The 18,302-nt window shown below is 65.7% G+C and carries 21 protein-coding genes; 7 read left to right on the forward strand and 14 right to left on the reverse strand.

What is annotated here, in order from left to right; genetic code table 11:
- Positions 1 to 75 precede the first annotated feature (75 nt).
- Positions 76 to 594 carry a 3-hydroxyacyl-[acyl-carrier-protein] dehydratase FabA gene (fabA, locus tag IY145_RS12615; protein ID WP_196408536.1) on the reverse strand — a complete coding sequence of 173 codons (519 nt, stop codon included), beginning with the start codon at positions 592 to 594 and terminating at the stop codon, positions 76 to 78.
- 194 nt (positions 595 to 788) lie between these two features.
- Here fabA and irrA point away from each other — a divergent pair, with 194 nt between their 5' ends.
- Positions 789 to 1,244, forward strand: a complete 456-nt coding sequence (gene irrA / locus IY145_RS12620; protein ID WP_409455302.1) for an iron response transcriptional regulator IrrA — start codon at positions 789 to 791, stop codon at positions 1,242 to 1,244.
- Between the two features lie 26 nt (positions 1,245 to 1,270).
- Here irrA and IY145_RS12625 read toward each other — a convergent pair whose 3' ends face one another.
- Complete coding sequence (locus IY145_RS12625) at positions 1,271 to 1,822, reverse strand: SH3 domain-containing protein (protein WP_196408537.1); 552 nt, start codon at positions 1,820 to 1,822, stop codon at positions 1,271 to 1,273.
- Between the two features lie 242 nt (positions 1,823 to 2,064).
- Between IY145_RS12625 and IY145_RS12630 the strand changes: the two genes are divergently transcribed.
- Both IY145_RS12630 and IY145_RS12635 read left to right on the forward strand, forming a co-directional pair.
- On the forward strand, positions 2,065 to 3,060 hold the full coding sequence (locus tag IY145_RS12630; protein WP_196408538.1) for a 2-hydroxyacid dehydrogenase: 996 nt from the start codon (positions 2,065 to 2,067) through the stop codon (positions 3,058 to 3,060).
- 146 nt (positions 3,061 to 3,206) lie between these two features.
- Positions 3,207 to 3,686 (forward strand): META domain-containing protein, encoded by a 480-nt coding sequence (locus tag IY145_RS12635; RefSeq protein WP_196408539.1) that lies wholly within the window; start codon positions 3,207 to 3,209, stop codon positions 3,684 to 3,686.
- A gap of 15 nt (positions 3,687 to 3,701) precedes the next feature.
- On the opposite strand, the gene IY145_RS12640 is transcribed toward IY145_RS12635, so the two are convergent.
- From IY145_RS12640 to IY145_RS12655, 4 genes are all read right to left on the reverse strand, one after another.
- Positions 3,702 to 5,033 carry a DUF3422 family protein gene (locus IY145_RS12640; RefSeq protein WP_196408540.1) on the reverse strand — a complete coding sequence of 444 codons (1,332 nt, stop codon included), beginning with the start codon at positions 5,031 to 5,033 and terminating at the stop codon, positions 3,702 to 3,704.
- Between the two features lie 147 nt (positions 5,034 to 5,180).
- Positions 5,181 to 5,834 (reverse strand): hypothetical protein, encoded by a 654-nt coding sequence (locus tag IY145_RS12645; RefSeq protein WP_196408541.1) that lies wholly within the window; start codon positions 5,832 to 5,834, stop codon positions 5,181 to 5,183.
- A gap of 78 nt (positions 5,835 to 5,912) precedes the next feature.
- A complete protein-coding gene (locus IY145_RS12650) occupies positions 5,913 to 6,350 on the reverse strand; it encodes a cyclic nucleotide-binding domain-containing protein (RefSeq protein ID WP_196408542.1) in 438 nt (145 codons plus the stop codon).
- Between the two features lie 42 nt (positions 6,351 to 6,392).
- Positions 6,393 to 7,052, reverse strand: a complete 660-nt coding sequence (locus IY145_RS12655) for a response regulator transcription factor (protein WP_196408543.1) — start codon at positions 7,050 to 7,052, stop codon at positions 6,393 to 6,395.
- Between the two features lie 66 nt (positions 7,053 to 7,118).
- Here IY145_RS12655 and IY145_RS12660 point away from each other — a divergent pair, with 66 nt between their 5' ends.
- On the forward strand, positions 7,119 to 7,667 hold the full coding sequence (locus tag IY145_RS12660; protein ID WP_196408544.1) for a L,D-transpeptidase: 549 nt from the start codon (positions 7,119 to 7,121) through the stop codon (positions 7,665 to 7,667).
- Here the strand turns inward: IY145_RS12660 and IY145_RS12665 are convergent.
- Together IY145_RS12665 and IY145_RS12670 are read right to left on the reverse strand one after the other, a co-directional pair.
- Complete coding sequence (locus IY145_RS12665) at positions 7,664 to 8,338, reverse strand: YggS family pyridoxal phosphate-dependent enzyme (RefSeq protein ID WP_196408545.1); 675 nt, start codon at positions 8,336 to 8,338, stop codon at positions 7,664 to 7,666. The genes IY145_RS12660 and IY145_RS12665 overlap by 4 nt on opposite strands.
- A gap of 13 nt (positions 8,339 to 8,351) precedes the next feature.
- Entirely contained in the window at positions 8,352 to 8,744 is a 393-nt protein-coding gene (locus tag IY145_RS12670; RefSeq protein ID WP_196408546.1) for a hypothetical protein, read from the reverse strand.
- Positions 8,745 to 8,805: 61 nt separating this feature from the next.
- Between IY145_RS12670 and leuS the strand changes: the two genes are divergently transcribed.
- The 3 genes from leuS to holA all read left to right on the forward strand — a co-directional run bounded on the left by leuS (position 8,806) and on the right by holA (position 13,211).
- Positions 8,806 to 11,421: a leucine--tRNA ligase gene (gene leuS / locus IY145_RS12675; protein ID WP_196408547.1), complete on the forward strand. Its 2,616-nt coding sequence runs from the start codon at positions 8,806 to 8,808 to the stop codon at positions 11,419 to 11,421.
- Between the two features lie 169 nt (positions 11,422 to 11,590).
- Positions 11,591 to 12,106, forward strand: coding sequence for an LPS assembly lipoprotein LptE (gene lptE, locus IY145_RS12680; protein ID WP_196408548.1), 516 nt, complete (start codon positions 11,591 to 11,593; stop codon positions 12,104 to 12,106).
- A gap of 76 nt (positions 12,107 to 12,182) precedes the next feature.
- Positions 12,183 to 13,211 carry a DNA polymerase III subunit delta gene (holA, locus tag IY145_RS12685; RefSeq protein ID WP_196408549.1) on the forward strand — a complete coding sequence of 343 codons (1,029 nt, stop codon included), beginning with the start codon at positions 12,183 to 12,185 and terminating at the stop codon, positions 13,209 to 13,211.
- A 274-nt stretch (positions 13,212 to 13,485) separates the two neighbouring features.
- On the opposite strand, the gene IY145_RS12690 is transcribed toward holA, so the two are convergent.
- The 6 genes from IY145_RS12690 to IY145_RS12715 all read right to left on the reverse strand — a co-directional run bounded on the left by IY145_RS12690 (position 13,486) and on the right by IY145_RS12715 (position 18,246).
- Positions 13,486 to 14,883, reverse strand: a complete 1,398-nt coding sequence (locus IY145_RS12690; RefSeq protein ID WP_196408550.1) for an NAD(P)(+) transhydrogenase (Re/Si-specific) subunit beta — start codon at positions 14,881 to 14,883, stop codon at positions 13,486 to 13,488.
- Between the two features lie 3 nt (positions 14,884 to 14,886).
- On the reverse strand, positions 14,887 to 15,336 hold the full coding sequence (locus IY145_RS12695; RefSeq protein ID WP_196408551.1) for an NAD(P) transhydrogenase subunit alpha: 450 nt from the start codon (positions 15,334 to 15,336) through the stop codon (positions 14,887 to 14,889).
- Between the two features lie 45 nt (positions 15,337 to 15,381).
- The gene (locus IY145_RS12700; protein WP_196408552.1) at positions 15,382 to 16,512 is read right to left on the reverse strand and encodes a Re/Si-specific NAD(P)(+) transhydrogenase subunit alpha; all 1,131 of its coding nucleotides are present in this window, start codon (positions 16,510 to 16,512) and stop codon (positions 15,382 to 15,384) included.
- Positions 16,513 to 16,638: 126 nt separating this feature from the next.
- Positions 16,639 to 16,779 (reverse strand): aa3-type cytochrome c oxidase subunit IV, encoded by a 141-nt coding sequence (locus IY145_RS12705; protein WP_196408553.1) that lies wholly within the window; start codon positions 16,777 to 16,779, stop codon positions 16,639 to 16,641.
- A 115-nt stretch (positions 16,780 to 16,894) separates the two neighbouring features.
- Positions 16,895 to 17,716 carry an ADYC domain-containing protein gene (locus tag IY145_RS12710; protein WP_196408554.1) on the reverse strand — a complete coding sequence of 274 codons (822 nt, stop codon included), beginning with the start codon at positions 17,714 to 17,716 and terminating at the stop codon, positions 16,895 to 16,897.
- Positions 17,717 to 17,781: 65 nt separating this feature from the next.
- Positions 17,782 to 18,246 carry a hypothetical protein gene (locus IY145_RS12715; RefSeq protein ID WP_196408555.1) on the reverse strand — a complete coding sequence of 155 codons (465 nt, stop codon included), beginning with the start codon at positions 18,244 to 18,246 and terminating at the stop codon, positions 17,782 to 17,784.
- Positions 18,247 to 18,302: the final 56 nt, after the last annotated feature.

Raw genomic sequence — 18,302 nt, forward strand, 5'->3', positions numbered from 1 at the left:
GCCGGCGGGCTCTGTCGTCCCGTCTCTGGATTTGGCGGCGTCTCGCGCGCGCCCGATTGGCGTCCCGTCAGGCCGTCAAGAGGTGGCTTCGGGCTTGGCGAGTCCGACCTTCAGGTCTTTTGCTTCATAAATGCGCTGCCCGTCCACTTCCACCCAGCCGTCGGCGATGCCGAGCACCAGCTTGGACTTGAACACGCGCTTGAAATCGACGCCGTAGCGGACGAGCTTGTTGTGCGGCCGCACCTGGCCGCTGAACTTCACCTCGCCGACGCCGAGCGCCATGCCGCGGCCCGGCAAATCCAGCCATCCGAGGAAAAACCCCGTGAGCTGCCACAGCGAATCGACGCCCAGGCAGCCCGGCATGACCGGATTGCCTTTGAAATGGCAATCGAAGAACCAGAGGCTCGGGTTGATGTCGAGCTCGGCGCGCACATAGCCTTTGCCGTGCTCGCCGCCCTCCTCGAAAATCTCGGTGATTCGGTCGAACATGAGCATGGGCGGCAGCGGAAGCTGGGCGTTGCCCGGGCCGAAAAGCTCCTCCCGCGCGCAGGCGAGCAGATCCTCATATCCGAAAGACGAGCGCCGTTCGCTCATGATGTTCCTTTTTGCGTCTTAGACGTGACGATTTCCGGTCGCGCCGCCGGCCGGAAGCCGCATTCGTTAACATAGGCGCCGGCCGGGTCAAAGGGGGCGAGCCGCCCACAGCGGGCCAATGAGGAAAAAGTTGTCTCGCTGCGCGAGCTTCCCTATTCTAGCCAAAGAGACGGAAAGAGGGGCGGCATACGCCGATGACGGCTGAGCAAGTCACGGTCGAATTTAAGGAACGCGCACCGGTCGACGCCATTCGGCGGCTGCGCGGCCGGCTGATGGCCGCCGGAATGCGGCCGACCCGCCAGCGCGTCGCGCTCGGCGGGCTGCTGTTCGGCAAGGGCGATCGCCATGTGACGGCCGAAAAGCTGTTCGAGGAGGCGCTGGCCGCCGATCTGCTGGTGTCGCTCGCCACCGTCTACAACACTTTGCATCAATTCACCGACGTCGGCCTGCTGCGCGAGATCGCTGTGGATGGCGCGCGCGTCTATTTCGACACCAATGTCTCGGAGCATCACCATTTTCTGGTGGACAGCGAGGGGCTGGTCGACATTCCCGGCGCTCACGTCGACGTCGCCAATCTGCCGCCGCCGCCGCCCGGCATGAAGATCGCCCGCGTCGATGTGGTGGTGCGCCTCTGCAAGGACGAGGGCTGAGCGGCGCTCGCGAGCCGTCCTGGCCCTCACTCGATCTTTTCCCCCGGATAGACGCCCCAAAGGCCTTCCTGTTTCACATAGGCGTCGAAGCCCTCGCCGGAGACGCGGCACCAGGAGCCGTCGCAGCGGCGCAGGCTGGCGACCACGCCGGGCGAGAGTTTCGCCACCGGCGTCGCTCTATCGCTGGCGAAGGCGAGAATCGGCTCCTTCTTCCAGGGCGCGACGAGGGCCGTGCGACGCCCCGACAGCAGCGAATGCAGCACCCAGCCTTCCGTTCCCTCGGAATCGCGGATTTTCCGCCAGGTCTCGAATTCGGCCGTGATTTCCACCGGAAGGCCGGCCCGCTCGAACACCCAGAGCGTCGGATGCTCCTTGCTCGGCCCCTCGTGCAGATTGACGCGGTCCGATTTGAGGCTGACATAACGCGGCAGGGGCAGTCCCGAGGCCGAGCCGGTCTGCTGCTGCGCGCCGGCGCGCATCGGCGCGGCGGCCAGGAGCGCGGCGGCGAGGAGAACGGCGACGGCGAAACGGAGTGCTGCGGTCGCGCGTCTTCGGCTCGGAAAGGGCGATTCGTCCATTTCTACACTTCTCCCTGAGACGGCCCTCGCAGTCGCGAACGACGCCTCGTCTTGTCTTTGTCCCGCCATCTGCTAGGAAGTTCGATGGGAAAGGGGCGCGGGCGGCGAAACGCTCTTTTCATCCATCGTCGTTAAGACCTGGTTGAAGAGACCGAAGCGCCCCCGAGGCTCGATCGGCGGAACGACTCGCCCTCGGGCGGCCGGAGAGCTTAGTCGAGCGAGGCGGGAGGACGAAGGGGAAGATGGCGAAAAAGAAGCCGCTCGTCGTGGTGACACGTCGGCTCCCCGAGGTGATCGAAACCCGCATGTGCGAGCTTTTCGACACGCGCCTCAATGTGAGCGACCGGCCGGCGACCCATGAGGAGCTCGTCGAGGCTGTCCGCACCGCGGATGTTCTGGTGCCGACGATCACCGACCGCATCGATTCCGGCCTCATCGGCCAGGCCGGCGACCAGTTGAAGCTGATCGCCAATTTCGGCAATGGCGTCGACCACATAGACGTCGCCTCGGCGCTGCGCCGCTCGATCACCGTCACCAATACGCCGGGTGTCCTCACCGAGGACACGGCCGATCTCACAATGGGCCTGATCCTGGCCGTGGCGCGCCGCCTCGTCGAGGGCGCGCGCACCATTCCGGACGGCGCCTGGGGCGGCTGGTCGCCCACTTGGATGCTCGGCCATCGTATCACCGGCAAGCGTCTCGGCATTGTCGGCATGGGCCGCATCGGCCAGGCGCTCGCGCGCCGCGCCAGCGCCTTCGGCCTCTCCATCCACTATCACAACCGCCGCCGCCTGCCGGCGGAGATCGAGGACCAGCTCGAGGCGACCTATTGGGAATCGCTCGACCAGATGCTCGCCCGCATCGATATTTTGTCGGTCCACTGCCCGCATACGCCGGCGACCTATCATCTGCTCTCGGCCCGCAGGCTGAAGCAGCTGCGCCCGCACGCCATCATCGTGAACACCGCCCGCGGCGAGATCGTCGACGAGAATGCGCTGATCCGCATGCTCGAGTCCGATGAGATTTCCGGCGCCGGCCTCGACGTCTTCGAGCATGAGCCGGCCGTCTCGCCCAAGCTGATCAAGCTCGCCAAGGCCGGCAAGGTCACGCTGCTGCCGCATATGGGCTCGGCCACCAATGAGGGCCGCGTCGACATGGGCGAGAAAGTCATCATCAACATCAAGACTTTCATGGACGGGCACCGCCCGCCTGATCGCGTTCTGCCCAGCATGTTGTAGCGGCGCGTCCTCGCCATGGTTCGCGCGCGCCCATTGCGCGCGCGACCGGCGCTCGCGCGCGTGTCCGTTCGGAAAAAAACCACAAGGCGCGCGCAATTCTCCGAAAAGCGATTCGCAAATGGATCGTTCGCTAAAAGGATCGAAGGATGAGACGAATTCTGACCGCGCTCCGAATTTTGACGGCGCTCCTGGTCGGCCTCGCCGCCTGCGGCCCCGTGCTGGCCAAGGGGAAACCGGCGCAAAAGGAGAAGGACCAGCAGGAGGCGACGGCGCAGGAGCCGCCGCCGAACTATAAGCCCTTCCCGCACAATTATATTTTTAATCTCAAGGACATAAACGGCAAGTCCCCGACCGCCGACATTTGGATCCGCATCGATTCGACGATGCGCGGCACGGGTTTCTCGGGCTGCAAATCCTGGTCCGGCGTCTTCGTCGTCGGCGGCAATCGCCTCGGCCCCAAGGCCATGCCCGCCGTCGCCGACGCCAAATGCGATCCCGCCCTTCAGGCGATCGAGCGCGACTTCTGGCAGGTGATGCTCTCCGGCCCCTTCTGGGACACGCAGGGCTCGGATCTGATCCTCAAAGGCCCCAAGGGCGGCGTGCTGCGCTTCACGCGCTCGCTCTGAGCGCGGCGCCGTGACTCAGCTCACCTTCTCCTCCTCTTGAGCCTTGGCGGAGAGGCGCTTCACGCGCTGCCAGAAGGCCCAGGCGCCGAAGATGACGAAGGGCATGGCCGCAGCGGCCGCCTCCTCGCCGGTGAAGCCGAAGGGCAGGGCGCCGGCGTCCTTCATGCCCTTGAAAAAATAGAGCGAGAGGCCGGCGACATAATAGCTGAGCGCCGCGATGGAGAGGCCGCCGACGAGTTTTTGCAGGCGCATCTGCAGGCGCGCTCTGCGGTTCATATCGTCGAGCAGATCGCGATTTTGCTGCTCCATCTCGAAGGTTATGCCGGTTCGCATGAGGTCAGTGGCGCGCTCCACCTGACGGGCGAGCCGTCCCTGCCGCGTCTCGAAGGCGTTGCAGGTCTCGATCGCCGGATCGAGCCGCGCGCTGAAGAAGGCCGAGATCGTCGTATATTGGCTCTCCTTCGCCTCCTGGATGAGCGTCAGCCGGTTCTTCACTATGGCGTGATAGGCGCGGCTCGCGCCGAAGCGAAAGGCGGTGCGCGTCGACAGCGCCTCGCTCTGCGCCAAAAGATCGCTGAGGCGCTTCAGCAAGTCGCGACTGGTGCGCATGTCCTGCGTCTGGCTCAACGCCTGGGTGATGTCGGAGATTTCGCGCTCCATGGCGCGTAGCTCGGGCCCGGAGCCGCGCGCCTCCGGCAGGCCGAGCAGCGCCATTGTGCGATAGGTCTCGATCTCCAGCACGCGCTGAATGAGCCGCCCGACCTCGAGCGCGCCGACGGCGTTGGCCTTGACCAGCAGGCGCGTGAAGCCGAAGGCGTCGGGTGCGAAATCGGTCATCACATGCGCCGCGCCCTTGGCCGCGCGGATGATGCAAAGGCTTTGCGAATTGAACAAATTGACGAAGGGCTCGTGCGAATGGCCGCTCTCGATCGCGCAGAGATGCGTGGCGACGATCAGCCGGCCCGGAGGGCGAAAGGCGATCTCGCCGGTCCCGATCGGATCGGGATGGGTGAAGGGCGCGTCGGCGTCCTTTTCCGTCGACCAGGTGTAGGTGGTGAATTCCGTATGCTGCTCCCAGCGCAGCCTCCAGTCGCCGATCGAGAGGCGCTGGAATTTGGCGTCTCCGGGTCGGGGAACCAGCATATTGGCTCGGCAGAGATCGGCGAGCGCCGCGCGGTCGACGCGCGCCTCCTCCTCATTGGTCGCGAAGGCGAAATGATAGACGCGCTGCGGCAGCGCGATCGGCAGGAAAGGCCTTGCGTGCAGCTCGGCGAGAACGGCGGCGCGCGCCTCGTGTTCGGCGAAGCGTCCGACGATCGGCGCTCCGCTCTCCTGGTCAGATGCCATTTCATTCGTCTCGTTTTGCGCTCCCGCGCGGGGCGCGCGCTCTGGTCCTGCCGAATCGCCGTGAGAATAGCGACGCAGGCTGTTCCGGGAATGCGACAAAACGAACGAAAAGGCGAGGCGTCGCCGCCTCGCCGTCAGCGGCGCCGGTCAGCGCCCGTGGTGGAATCCGCCGCCATGGAATCCGCCGCCGTGGAATCCGCCATGGAACCCACCGCCGAATCCGCCGCCATGGTGGCCGCCACCGCCGAATCCGCCGTGATGGAACCCACCGCCGAAGCCGCCGACCCGGTGAACGCCGCCGCCCCACCCGCCGCCGTGGTGAAAGCCTCCGCCCCACCCGCCGACGTGGTGGACGCCTCCGCCCCATCCGCCGAAACGCGGGCGATAGCCCCAGCCTCCGCCATAGACGACCGGCCCGCCGCCCCATCCATAGCCGTAAGAGGGATAGCCGTAGCCATAGCCATATCCGTAATCATAGGGATAGGCGTAATAGGGCGCATAGGCTCCGGCGGCGATGAGGCCGGTCGCCGCCGAGGTGACGACCGCGGCCGTGGGATCATAGCCATAGCGATAATAGCGCAGCGCATGATGTCGGCGAAGCGGCCGACGATGATTCGTGTAGCGCACATAATGACGATGCGGGTAGCGGCTGTAATGCGCCTGCTCGATCGCGGTCGGCGGCGAGACGACCGATTTGCTCGCGACGCTGGTGACGCCGGCGAGCGCCTCCGCCGGGGACAAAGCGAAGGCGATTGTCACGCCGATCGCGGCGAAAAGGCCGGATTTGAACGGATTACCCATTTTCTCCTCCATACGACGACACGCAAAAGAGACCATTGCAGTCCAAAGAAAGCCGACGGCTGGCGACGCCGAGCCTGTTCAGGCCTCGAATTTCAGCTCCTGCGCCAATTGCGTCAGGCGGGTGGCGACGCGGGCGCGCACGCGCGTCGCCGTCGTCGGAAACTCTTCCAATATGCGCAGGAAAAGCGCGCGGGTGATTTTGAGGATCGTCGCCGGCTCGCGCGCTAAGGCCGTGACCGGGCGCGTCGTCTCGGTGATGAGAGCGGTCTCGCCGATCAGCGCGAAGGGCCGCAGCACTTTCTCGGCGGGGCGTCCGTCGTCGTGCTTCTCCAGAGCGATCGAGCCATTGGTCAGAATGAAGCCGCCGTCGGAGGCCTCGCCGCGGCGAAACAGCGCGTCGCCGGCGCGCAGCAATTTCGTCTCGGCGCTGAAGGCCAGGAGGCGCAGCGCCTCGATCTCGAAATCCTCGAACAGAGGAATGCTCCGGAGATTGGCGATGTCGTCGTCGAGAGCCATGTCTCGGATGCTTTCTCTTCGGGGCGGTCTCCCGGCCGGCGGTCAGCGCGCGGGGGAGAAGACCAACCGATAGCCGTTCTTTTCGGTGAGAAGAAGGCGGGCTTCGGTCGGGTCGGTTTCGATCTTGCGTCGCAGACGGCTGACGTGAGTCTCCAGCGTGCGCGTCGTCACGGTGGGATGATAGCCCCAAACCTCGCGCAGCAACATGTCTTTCGTGACTGCCGCGCCGCGCGCCGCCACGAGCCGCGTCAGGATTTCGGCTTCCTTCTCGGTGAGCGACCGGCGCCGATCGGCGGCGTCGGTGAGCTCGAAGGCGCCCGGCCGGTAGCGATAGGCGCCGATGACGACGATCGGGCGCTCGGGCTCCTCGGCGCCCGCCCGCAAGCGCGCGAGAAGATGGGCGAAACGAAACGGCCGCGCGATATATTCGGGAGCCTGCGCCGCCATGGGGTCGCTCGGCGCGCCGATGAGGAGGACGGGTCCGCGGAAGCCTTCGCGGGCCTGGCAGGCGAAGGCCTCGCCGATCGTCGCGTCGACGAGCAGAATATCGCAGCCGCCCCTGTCGAGCAGGCGTGTCGCCTCTTCGGCGGAGGTGGCGGGCGAGACCGCGAATTCGGGATAATGGGCGAGCTGCTCGGCGAGAGAGGCGCGCAATCCCGCCGCGGCGAGGAGCAATATGTTGCGCTTATGCGGTTGCGTCATGACCGCCATGATCGACGAAGGGCGGGCGCCGTTCAAGGCGCAGGGCGAGGTGGAGAGAGGCGACGGATGAGTCAGGGTTTTTCGCGCCATCGTGGCGGGGTCGCGGTGCTGAGGGTCGCTCGGCGGGTCGGCGGGCGCGCGCATGAGGGCCGGCTGACCGCGGGCGATCTCGTGCTGCCCTGCGCGCTCGGCCGCTCGGGGATCACGCGTCGCAAGCGCGAGGGCGATGGCGCGACGCCGGCGGGGAGCCATGAGTTGCTCTATGTCTATCTGCGGCGCGGCCGGGCGGAAAAGCCGCGCTCCGTCGCGGCGCGTTTCGTCCGCCCGGACGATCTCTGGTGCGACGATGCGCGGTCCTTTCTCTATAACCGGCCGCTGCGGGGCGAGACGCCGCTCGGCCATGAGCGGCTCTGGCGCTCCGATCGGCTCTATGATGTCGTGGGCGTGCTCGACTACAACATCCGCCCGCGCGTGCTGGGACTCGGCAGCGCCATTTTCTTCCATATAGCGACGGAGACGCTGGGTCCGACGGCGGGCTGCGTGGCGTTGCGGGCGCGCGATATGGCGCGGCTGCTGCCGCGTTTGGCGAAAGACGTGCGCTTGGTGGTCGGCTAAGGCTTCGAATAGTCGCGCTCGCCCATAATGGCCGAGCCGATGCGGACATGCGTGGCGCCGAGCTGAATGGCGAGCTCGTAATCCGAGCTCATGCCCATGGAGAGTTCTTTCAGCCCGTTGCGGGCGGCGATCTCGGCGAGCAGGGCGAAATGCGGCGAGGCCTGCTCGCCGACCGGCGGCACGCACATCAACCCGGCGATCTCGAGCCCGTGCTTCTCGCGGCACTCGGCGAGGAAGGCGTCGGCCTCCTGCGGCAATACGCCGGCCTTTTGCGGCTCGGCGCCGGTGTTGACTTGCACCAGCAGGCGCAGGCGCTTGCCCTGGCGGCGCATCTCCTCGGCGAGGGCCTCGGCGATCTTGGGCCGGTCGACGCTCTCTATGACGTCGAAGGTCTCGACCGCCTCGCGCGTCTTGTTGGATTGCAGCGGGCCGATGAGATGCAGCTCGACGCCGGAGAAGCGCTGGCGCAGCTCGCCCCATTTGGCGCGCGCCTCCTGCACTTTGTTCTCACCATAGACGCGGTGGCCGGCCTCGAGCAGCGGAACCGCGGCCTCGGCCGGAAAGGTCTTGGTGACGCAGACGAGGGTGATCTCGGCCGGATCGCGGCCGCAATCGCGGGCGCGTGAGGAGATGGCGTCCTTGGCGGCGTTCAGCCGATCGACGACGGTCATGGAAGATGCGGCCTCAGCGGACGAATTTCAAAATAGTGAAAATGGCGCCGATAAGAACCAGATTGAAGCCGAACACCCAGCGGAGAATATCCGTCTTGGATTGAGAGACTTCCAGCTTCAGGCGTCCTTCCACCTCGATGAGCTCTCGCTTCAGCCGCCCCTCGACTTCGGCGAGGTCGCGCTTCAGCAATTCCATGTCGTGCCGAACCTCGCCGACGTCCGCCTTTGTGGCCACGCTCTCGGAGAACGCTGTCTCCAACGCCTCGGCGGAGGCGCGCGCCTGCTCGGGCGAGAAGCCGCCGCGGGTGAGGCGATCGATATAGGCGAGGGGGTTGAAGAGCACTTGCGCCGACATGGCCCGGATATAGCACGCGCCCTGCTTCCCGGCGAGAGGCGCCTTTGACAAGCCCCGCCCCGCCCGGCATTACAGGCGAAACTCTACAATTCGATCAGGACCGCTCGGACCCATGAGACCAGAACGCTACGACTTCGCCGCGGCCGAGCCCAAATGGCGAAAGATTTGGGACGAGCGGCAGGTTTTCACCTCCGGCGACGCGAAGAAGCCGAAATATTACGTGCTCGAAATGTTCCCCTATCCGTCGGGGCGCATCCATGTCGGCCATGTGCGCAATTATTCCATGGGCGACGTCATCGCCCGCTATAAGCGCGCCAAGGGCTTCGACGTGCTGCATCCCATGGGCTGGGACGCTTTCGGCCTGCCGGCGGAGAACGCCGCCCAGCAGAGCGGCTCGCACCCGGCGGTCTGGACCTATGCCAATATCGCCAGCATGCGGACGCAGCTCAAATCCATGGGGCTCTCGCTCGACTGGTCGCGCGAGATCGCCACCTGCGATCCCGCCTATTACAAGCATCAGCAGAAGCTGTTTCTGGATTTCTTGGCCGGCGGCCTCGTCGATCGCAAGCAGTCCAAGGTGAATTGGGATCCGGTGGACCATACGGTGCTCGCCAATGAGCAGGTCGTCGACGGCCGCGGCTGGCGCTCCGGCGCGCTGGTGGAGCAGCGCGAGCTGACGCAATGGTTCCTGCGCATCGGCAAATACGCCGACGATCTTCTCACCTCGCTGGACACGCTCGACCGCTGGCCGGAGAAGGTGCGGCTGATGCAGCGCAATTGGATCGGCCGCTCGGAAGGGCTGCTGGCGCGCTTCGCCATAGCCGGCGATCCGACGGGCGAGATCGAGGTCTTCACCACGCGGCCGGACACTTTGTTCGGCGCGAAATTCGTCGCTCTGGCGCCCGATCATCCGGTCGCGCGCGCGGCGGCTTCGAGCGACCCGGCGCTCGCCGCCTTTGCGGAAGAGTGCCGCCACATCGGCACGTCGGTGGCGGCGATCGAGACCGCCGAGAAGAAGGGCTATGACACGGGCCTGCGCGTCGTGCATCCCTTCGATCCCTCTTGGGTGCTGCCCGTCTATGTCGCCAATTTCATTCTGATGGATTACGGCACGGGCGCGATCTTCGGCTGCCCGGCGCATGACCAGCGCGATCTCGATTTCGCCAATGCTTATGGCCTCGGCGCGACGCCGGTCGTCTGCCCGGAGGGCGTCGATCCTGCGACTCTCATCGTCAGTGAGACCGCCTTCGACGGCGAGGGACGGCTCGTCAATTCGCGCTTTCTCGACGGGCTCACCGTCGCGGAAGCGAAGGAGGAGGTCGCCAAGCGCCTCGAGGCCGCGCAGCTGCACGGCCGTCCGCAGGGCGAGCGCAAGGTCAATTACAAGCTGCGCGATTGGGGCATTTCGCGGCAGCGCTATTGGGGCTGTCCGATCCCCATCATCCATTGCCCGGATTGCGGCGTCGTGCCCGTGCCGGACGCCGATCTTCCCGTGAAGCTGCCGGAAGACGTGACCTTCGACAGGCCGGGCAATCCGCTCGACCATCATCCGACATGGAAGAACGTCGCCTGTCCGAAATGCGGGGCCGCCGCGCGGCGCGAAACCGACACGATGGACACTTTCGTCGATTCGTCCTGGTATTACGCGCGCTTCACCGATCCGCACAATGAGTCGGCGCCCGCCGCGCCGGAGCAGCTCGCGCGCTGGCTGCCGGTGGATCAGTACATAGGCGGGATCGAGCACGCGATTCTGCATCTGCTCTATTCGCGCTTCTTCTCGCGCGCCATTCGCGACACCGGCCATGGCGGCGTCGCCGAGCCCTTCGCCGGCCTCTTCACCCAGGGCATGGTGGTGCATGAGACCTATCGCGCCGCCTCCGGCAAATGGATCGCGCCCAGCGAGCTGCGTTTCGAGACCGGCGACAAGGGCCGCCGCGCTTTCCTCATCGAGGGGGGCGAGGAGGTCGCGATCGGCGCGATCGAGAAAATGTCCAAGTCGAAGCGCAATACGGTCGACCCGGACGACATTATCGCCAGCTATGGCGCCGATACGGCGCGGCTCTTCGTGCTCTCCGATTCGCCGCCCGACCGCGATGTCGTGTGGACGGAGGAGGGCGTGCAGGGCGCTTGGCGCTTCGTGCAGCGCGTCTATCGTCTGGTCGGCGAGCTGGCCAATGTCGCGGCGCCCGTCGGCGCCAGCGCGCCCGCCGAGTTCGGCGCGGCGGCGCTCGATGTGCGCAAGGCGACGCATCGCACCATCGCCGCCGTCGGCGACAATATCGAGCGTCTGCGCTTCAACACGGCGATCGCCCGCATTCGCGAATACGCCAATGAGCTGACCGCCGCGCTCGACAAGGTGGAGACGGTCCCGGTCTCCGCCGATCTCGCCTTCGCCTTCCGCGAGGCGGCGGACGTTTTCGTGCAGCTGATCGCGCCGATGACGCCGCATGTCGCGGAGGAGTGCTGGAGCGATCTCGGCCATTCCGAGATCGTTTCGCTGGCGCCCTGGCCGGAGGCCGATCCTACTCTCGTCGCGCAGGACATGATAAGCTTGCCGGTGCAGGTGAACGGCAAGAAGCGCGCGGAGATTCTCGTGGCCCATGACGCCGATGAGGCGACGATCCGCGAGGAGGCGCTGACGCAGGAGGCCGTGCTGCGCGTCATGGAAGGCAAGCCGTTGAAGAAATTCATTCTCGTTCCCAAGAGGATCGTCAATGTGGTCGTTTGAACGGCGACGCGCTCTCCTGTCCGGGGCCTCGGGTGAAGAGGCGCTTCCACCTCCCCCTAGAGGGGGGAGGTCGAGCGCCGCAGGCGCTCGGGAGGGGGTGACGCCCGAGTCTCGGGAGCGACCCCACCCCGGACCGCTTCGCGGTCCGACCCTCCCCCTGAAGGGGAGGGTGAGCTACGCCCTTTCCGGCGTTGGCCCGGCTGCCTTTGGCGTTTTCGCTGCTCTGGCGCTTTCGGCCTGCACGGTGCAGCCGCTCTATGGCCCCATCGGAACCGACGCGCCGCTGACGGCGGAGCTGCAGGCGGTCGCGGTCGATCCCATTCCCGACCGCGTCGGCCATTATGTGCGCAACGAGCTGATCTTCGCCTTGAACGGCACGGGCTCGGACGTGCCGCCGCGCTATCGGCTCATGGTCTCGTTGAAGGAGCGCGTGCAGACGCCGATTCTCGACACCGTCACCGGCCGCGCGACATCGGCGACGGTGATCGTCGACGCCGAATATAGGCTCATCAACATCGCCGACGAGACTGTGATCACCAAAGGCGTCGCTTTCGGCGTCGCCAGCTACGACCGTTTCAGCAATCGTCTCGCCAATGTGCGCGCCGCGCGCGACGGCGAGATTCGCGACGCCAAGGTCATAGCGGATATGATCCGCACGAGGGTGGCGACGGCCTTGGCGAAATGAGGGTGAGATTGTGAGTAGTGAGTAGTGAGTGGAGCCACTTCTCACTACTGACTACTCACCACGCGCTAGCCGAGACATGGTCGCAATCAAGAACCGCGACGCCGAGCGCTTCGTGAAAGCGCCGCCCGCGTCGGTCTTCCTGTTCCTGCTCCACGGCGCCGACGCCGGCCTCGTGCGCGAACGTGCGCTCGCCATTGTCGCGCAGCGCGTCGACGATCGGCATGATCCGTTCCAATGCGTGGAGATGAGCGGCGACGCCGTGGCGGCCGATCCGCTGTCGCTACTCGACGAGGCCAATACGATTCCGCTGTTCGGCGGCAGGCGTGCGATCATCGTCGAGACGGGCGGCAAATCCATTCTCTCGCCGCTCGAGCAATTGCTCGCCGCGCCGCCGGTGGATTGCGCCGTCGTGCTCACCGCCGGCGCGCTGAAGCGCGATGCGCCGCTGCGCAAGCTGATCGAGCCGTCAAAGATCGCCGCCGCTGTCGAATGCAATCCAGACGATGAGCAGGATCTGCATGCGCTGATCGACAACAGCCTGCGCGAGGCGGGCTTTTCCGTCACGCCGGAAGCGCGGCTGCTGCTGCAGGCGGCGCTCGGCGAAGATCGCCGCATGAGCCGTTCCGAGCTCGCCAAGCTGATGCTCTATAAGCATGGCGCGAGCGCGATCGAGGCCGGCGATGTCGAGGATATTGTCGCGCACGCCTCCAATATCGCCTCCGATCGCCTGGTGCTCGACGCCTTCTCGGGGCAGGCCGACGCCGCGGGCGAAGCCTTCGACAGAGCAGTCGCCGGCGGCGGCGACGCCGGGCAGCTCTTGAATGGCGCGCTGCGCTACGCCATGGCGCTGCATCGCGCGCGGCTCACTGTGGATCGCGAGGGGCGGCCGGATTTCGGCATCACGATTTTGATGCGCAGCGGCTTCGGCTTTTCGCAGCGGCCGCAGCTCGAGCAGCATTTGCGCATCTGGTCTGTGGCGAAAGTGGCGGCGCTGCTGCCGGCCTTGCGCGACGCCAATCATCGCGCCCGCGCAAATGCCGCGCTGGCGGAGATGGAAGCGGGACGCGCGCTGTTGCGCATAGCGAGTCAGGCTGCGCGGCGCTGAGCGCCCCCTCGACCCTTCCCGCTTCGCGCTATCGGATTCACCCATCCCGAGACGCTGCGGCCGTCATGGCCGGGCTTGTCCCGGCCATCCACGCCAAGCAGCTGAGAAACCGAAGGAAAGCGCTCGCCATCGACGGATTGCCTCCCATGGTGGGCGCCCGCCGGAATATCGGCGTCACGCCAAACTTCCGAGACGCCTCGGCGCGTTGGCGTGGATGGCCGGGACAAGCCCGGCCATGACGTCGCGGGGGAGGTGAGAGGCGGCAACCCTTCGATCAATGCGCGAGCGCTTTGACGATCTGCTCCACGGTCTTCTTCGCGTCGCCGAACAGCATCATCGTATTGGGCCGAAAGAACAGCTCATTCTCGACGCCGGCATAGCCGGAGCCCATGCCGCGCTTCAGGAACAGAACCGTCTTCGCCTTCTCGACGTCGAGAATCGGCATGCCATAGATCGGCGATTGCGGATCGGTCTTGGCGGAAGGATTGGTCACGTCATTGGCGCCGATGACGAAGGCGACATCCGCCTGGGCGAATTCGGAATTTATGTCCTCGAGCTCGAAGACCTCGTCATAGGGCACATTGGCCTCGGCGAGCAGAACATTCATATGGCCGGGCATGCGGCCGGCGACGGGATGAATGGCGTATTTCACCTCGACGCCTTCCTTTTTCAGAAGGTCCGCCATCTCGCGCAGCGCGTGCTGCGCCTGCGCCACCGCCATGCCATAGCCCGGCACGATGATGATCTTGCCGGCGTTCTGCATGATGTAAGCGGCGTCCTCCGCCGAGCCCTGCTTGACCGGGCGCTTCTCCACCACGCCTGTCGCCGCCGCCGTCTCGCCGCCGAAGCCGCCGAGAATGACGGAGACGAAGGAGCGGTTCATGCCTTTGCACATTATGTAGGAGAGGATGGCGCCCGAGGAGCCGACCAGCGCGCCGGTGATGATGAGCGCGAGATTGCCGAGCGTGAAGCCTATGCCCGCCGCCGCCCATCCAGAATAGGAATTGAGCATCGACACGACGACCGGCATATCGGCGCCGCCGATGGGGATGATGAGCGTCACGCCGAGCGCGAGCGAGACGAGAATGATGAGAAACAGCCAGAAGCCGCTCTCGGTCGTCGCGAACAGGACGATGAAGCCGAGCAGAGCGAGGCCGAGCAGAATATTGATCGTGTGACGCTCGGGCAGCAGGATCGGCTTGCCGCTCATGCGCTCGTCGAGCTTCAAAAAGGCGATCACCGAGCCGGTGAAGGTGATGGCGCCGATCGCCGCGCCGAGCGACATTTCGAACAGGCTGCCGCCTTCTATATGGCCGGGCGCGCCAATGCCGAAAGCTTGCGGCGCGAAGAAGGCGCTGCCCGCGACCAGCACGGCGGCGAGGCCGACGAGAGAATGGAAGAAGGCCACGAGCTGCGGCATCTTCGTCATTTCGACATGCTTCGCCACATAGGTGCCGACGCCGCCGCCCGCTCCCGCGCCGATCAATATCAGGACCAGCGCGCCGAGAGGCGGCAGGCGCAGCAGCAGAGTCGTGCCGATGGCGACGCCCATGCCGATCATGCCGTAGAGATTGCCTCGCCGCGATGTCGCCGGCGAGGAGAGGCCGCGTAGCGCCAGAATGAACAATATGCCGGCGGCGAGATAGAGAAGGACCGCGAGATTGCCGCTCATGGCTCAGCCCTTCTTCTTATACATGGACAGCATTCGCTCGGTGACGAGGAAGCCGCCGAATATGTTGACGCTGACGAGGGCGAGCGCGATGAAGCCGAGCCAGCGCGCGACCGAGGAGCCGCCCGATGTGTCGACGGAAGAGTCGACGCCGACAGAGAGCAGCGCGCCGACGACGATGACGGAAGAGATGGCGTTGGTGACGGACATCAGCGGCGTGTGCAGCGCCGGCGTCACCGACCAGACGACGTAATAGCCGACGAAAACCGCCAGCGCGAAAATCGCGAGGCGGAAGACGACCGGATCGACGCCGCCCGTCAGGCCGTGGGAGGAGGCCGCCGCCGCCACTTGCGCCAGCTGATCGGAATAGGATTGCGCCTGATCGGCCAGCTGCCGCGTCGCTTCGGCTGCGCGGCGGGCCGTTTCGAGCATTTGCTGTGTCGTGTCGGATGCCATGTGCCAACGCCCTTTCTTCGCGCGGCCCTCGCGGGGCCGGCGTGATCAAGCCGCAAATCGCGAATCGATGACGGCGCCGTCGCGGGTGAGGGCCGTCGCCTTCACCAATTCGTCGTTCCAATCGATGGCCAGAGTCTTCGTCTCTTTGGAGATGAGAGTCTCGACGAAGGCGAGCAGGTTTTTTGCGTAGAGGCTGGAGGCCGTCGCCGGCAGGCGGCCGGCGAGATTGACCGCGCCGACGATCTTCACGCCATTGTCGATGATCGTTTCGCCGGGCTTGGTCAGCTCGCAATTGCCGCCACGCTCGGCCGCGAGATCGATGATGACCGAGCCCGCGCGCATGGAGCGCGCCGCCGCCGCCGAAATGAGACGCGGAGCCGGCCGGCCGGGAATCAGCGCCGTGGTGATCACAATGTCTTGCTTGGCGATATGCGCCGCGACCAGCTCCGCCTGCGCGGCTTGGTATTCCGGCGACATTTCCTTGGCGTAGCCGCCGGAAGTCTCTGCCTGGCGGAATTCGTCATTCTCGACCGCGATGAATTTCGCGCCGAGCGATTCCACCTGCTCCTTGGTGGCGGGCCGGACATCGGTCGCCGAGCCGATGCCGCCGAGCCGGCGCGCCGTGGCGATCGCCTGCAGGCCGGCGACGCCGACGCCCATGATGAAAATTTTGGCGGCCGGGACCGTGCCCGCCGCGGTCATCATCATTGGGATGGCGCGGCTATATTCGGCGGCGGCGTCGATGACGGCGCGATAGCCGGCGATATTCGCCTGGGAGGATAGAACATCCATGACCTGCGCGCGGGTGATGCGCGGCATGAATTCCATGGCGAAGAGCGTCGCGCCGGTTTGCGCGAGCGCGGCCAGCTCTTTCTCATGTCCGAAAGGATCGGCGATGGCGACGACGGCGGCGCCGCGCGCTATGCCGGACAGCTCGCCCGGCGCCGGTCGGCGCACGCGCAGCACCACTTCGGCATTGTCGGAGGCGGCCGCTGCGCTCGGCGCGATCGCCGCGCCGGTGGCGGCGTAATCGGCGTCGGAAAAGCCGGATATGGCTCCGGCCCCCGACTGGATCACGACTTCCGCGCCGAGGCTTTTGAACTTCTTGACAGTTTCCGGCGTCGCGGCGACGCGCGTCTCATTCTTGTCAGTCTCGGATTGAACAGCAATGCGCATTGACGAAACTCCGTTGGGAGGAGATTCGGTTCCCCGCGGCCGGATGGCCGCGCGGTTCGCATTCGGTCAGAAACTGTAGAGAAAAACCGGTCGATCAGCGCGCCGATCGATCAGCGCGCCGAGCTGTCAGCGTGCGAGGAAGAAATACATAAGCAGCAGGCTGACGACTGAGGCGGCGGTTCCCACTTTCAACATCGTCAGAAAGCCGTGATAGGTGGCGAGGTGCTCCGCCATATCGCTCGAAGTCTCGTGATGATGGTCGGCCATGCCTCTCCCCTTCGTGTTCTCGCGTTGCGGCTCCGCCCGTCGAGGGGCGAAGCTGAATAATGCTAGACGAGGCGGCGCGATCCTGCAATGTCGCAATTGTCGCGCCCGCTACGTCTCAGGGCGGAGAGCGGACGAAAAGGACGGCGCCATTGGCGCGCGCGAATTCCTCTGTGCATATGTCTCCGGTGCGGCCTTTCAGGCGCGGCGTTTGCGCCTCGAGCGCCTCGAGGCTCGTATTCTCCTTGACGCGGACATGGCGAACGCAGACGGCGCCAGCGGGCGAGAAGCCGGCCTCGAAATCATGCCCAGGATCATTGCCGGGCGTCTGCACGCCGAGAAAATCATAAAGGTCGATCGGCTGGCCGTTGCGCGTCGTGCCCTTGCCGTCGCCGGAATAATCGGCGCGCACCAGCCGGACGCAGGCGTTGTAGACGTCGCGCATGGAGGTTCCATCCTCGCGCTTCTCCCAGGGGCGATAGCCGAAGCGCACGCACTTTCCCTGAGCCCCGCCTGTGCAGGTGAGCTCGAAGACGCCGGGCTCGGCGGCGCCTATGGTCCCGTCGCCCTTGGCGCGGCCGGGAATGGGAAAGCCCTGGCGGCGCCCGTCCGGGCCGGGATCGCAGAGATTCTTCCATTCGCCGTCCGGTCCCTGGAAGGAGAGGCTGTGCAGCATGACCGCCTCCGACGGCGGGACGGCCCGCTGGAGGTCGCCGGGATCACGTTCGACGGCGTCGATGCGAATCTTCATCGCTCCGGCGCCTTTGGCGACAGTGAGCGTCGCGCCGACGAGATCGGGCGAATGGAGCACCCGCCCGTCGGAGAGCCGCGCCTCGAACTGCGTTCCCTGCACGTCCAGAAGCTCGAGCTCCGCAGCCGCAAGGGGGGACGTCGCCGCCACGAAGGCGACCGATAGCGCGGCGAAGAGTCTGTTCTGCATGATGCGACGCTTTCGAAGAGCCGCAGGAAAGCCGGCGCGGACCGGCCCTCCTGCGCCTGTAAAGATTACTTGTCGGTCTGCGCGGGAGCCGGCAATTCGATCGCGATGACGCGCAATCCGTCATTGGAGAGCGGGCTGGTGGCCACGCCATTGAATTTCACGCCATTGTCGACCAGAGCGTTCTGGGTCAGAGCGTTCTGCACGAGCGAATTCTCCACCAGGGCGTTCGACGTCAGCGCATTGGCCGTGAGCGCGTTCACATGCAATCCGTTGGCGGTGAGCGCATTTTCGGTCAACGCATTCGAGGTGAGGGCGTTGAGGTGCAGGCCGTTCGTCGAGAAGCCATTCAGAGAAACGCCATTGGGCGAGATCACGGCGGAGGCGGAGCCGCTGGCGGCGACGACGAGGCCGAGTGCGAAAATCGAGCGCTTGAACATTTTCGTGAGACCCTTGTGAGCGAGGGCGGCGATATGTCGCCGCTTTCTGTGCCGCCCGATCTCGACGCCCGGAGGCGCTTCGATCGGGAACATCTCTCTTTTCGGGCGTTTCGGCGCGCTTGGCCGTGCGGCGACGCACATGCTCGTGG

The sequence above is a fragment of the Methylosinus sp. H3A genome (assembly GCF_015709455.1).
Classification (GTDB): Bacteria; Pseudomonadota; Alphaproteobacteria; order Rhizobiales; family Beijerinckiaceae; genus Methylosinus.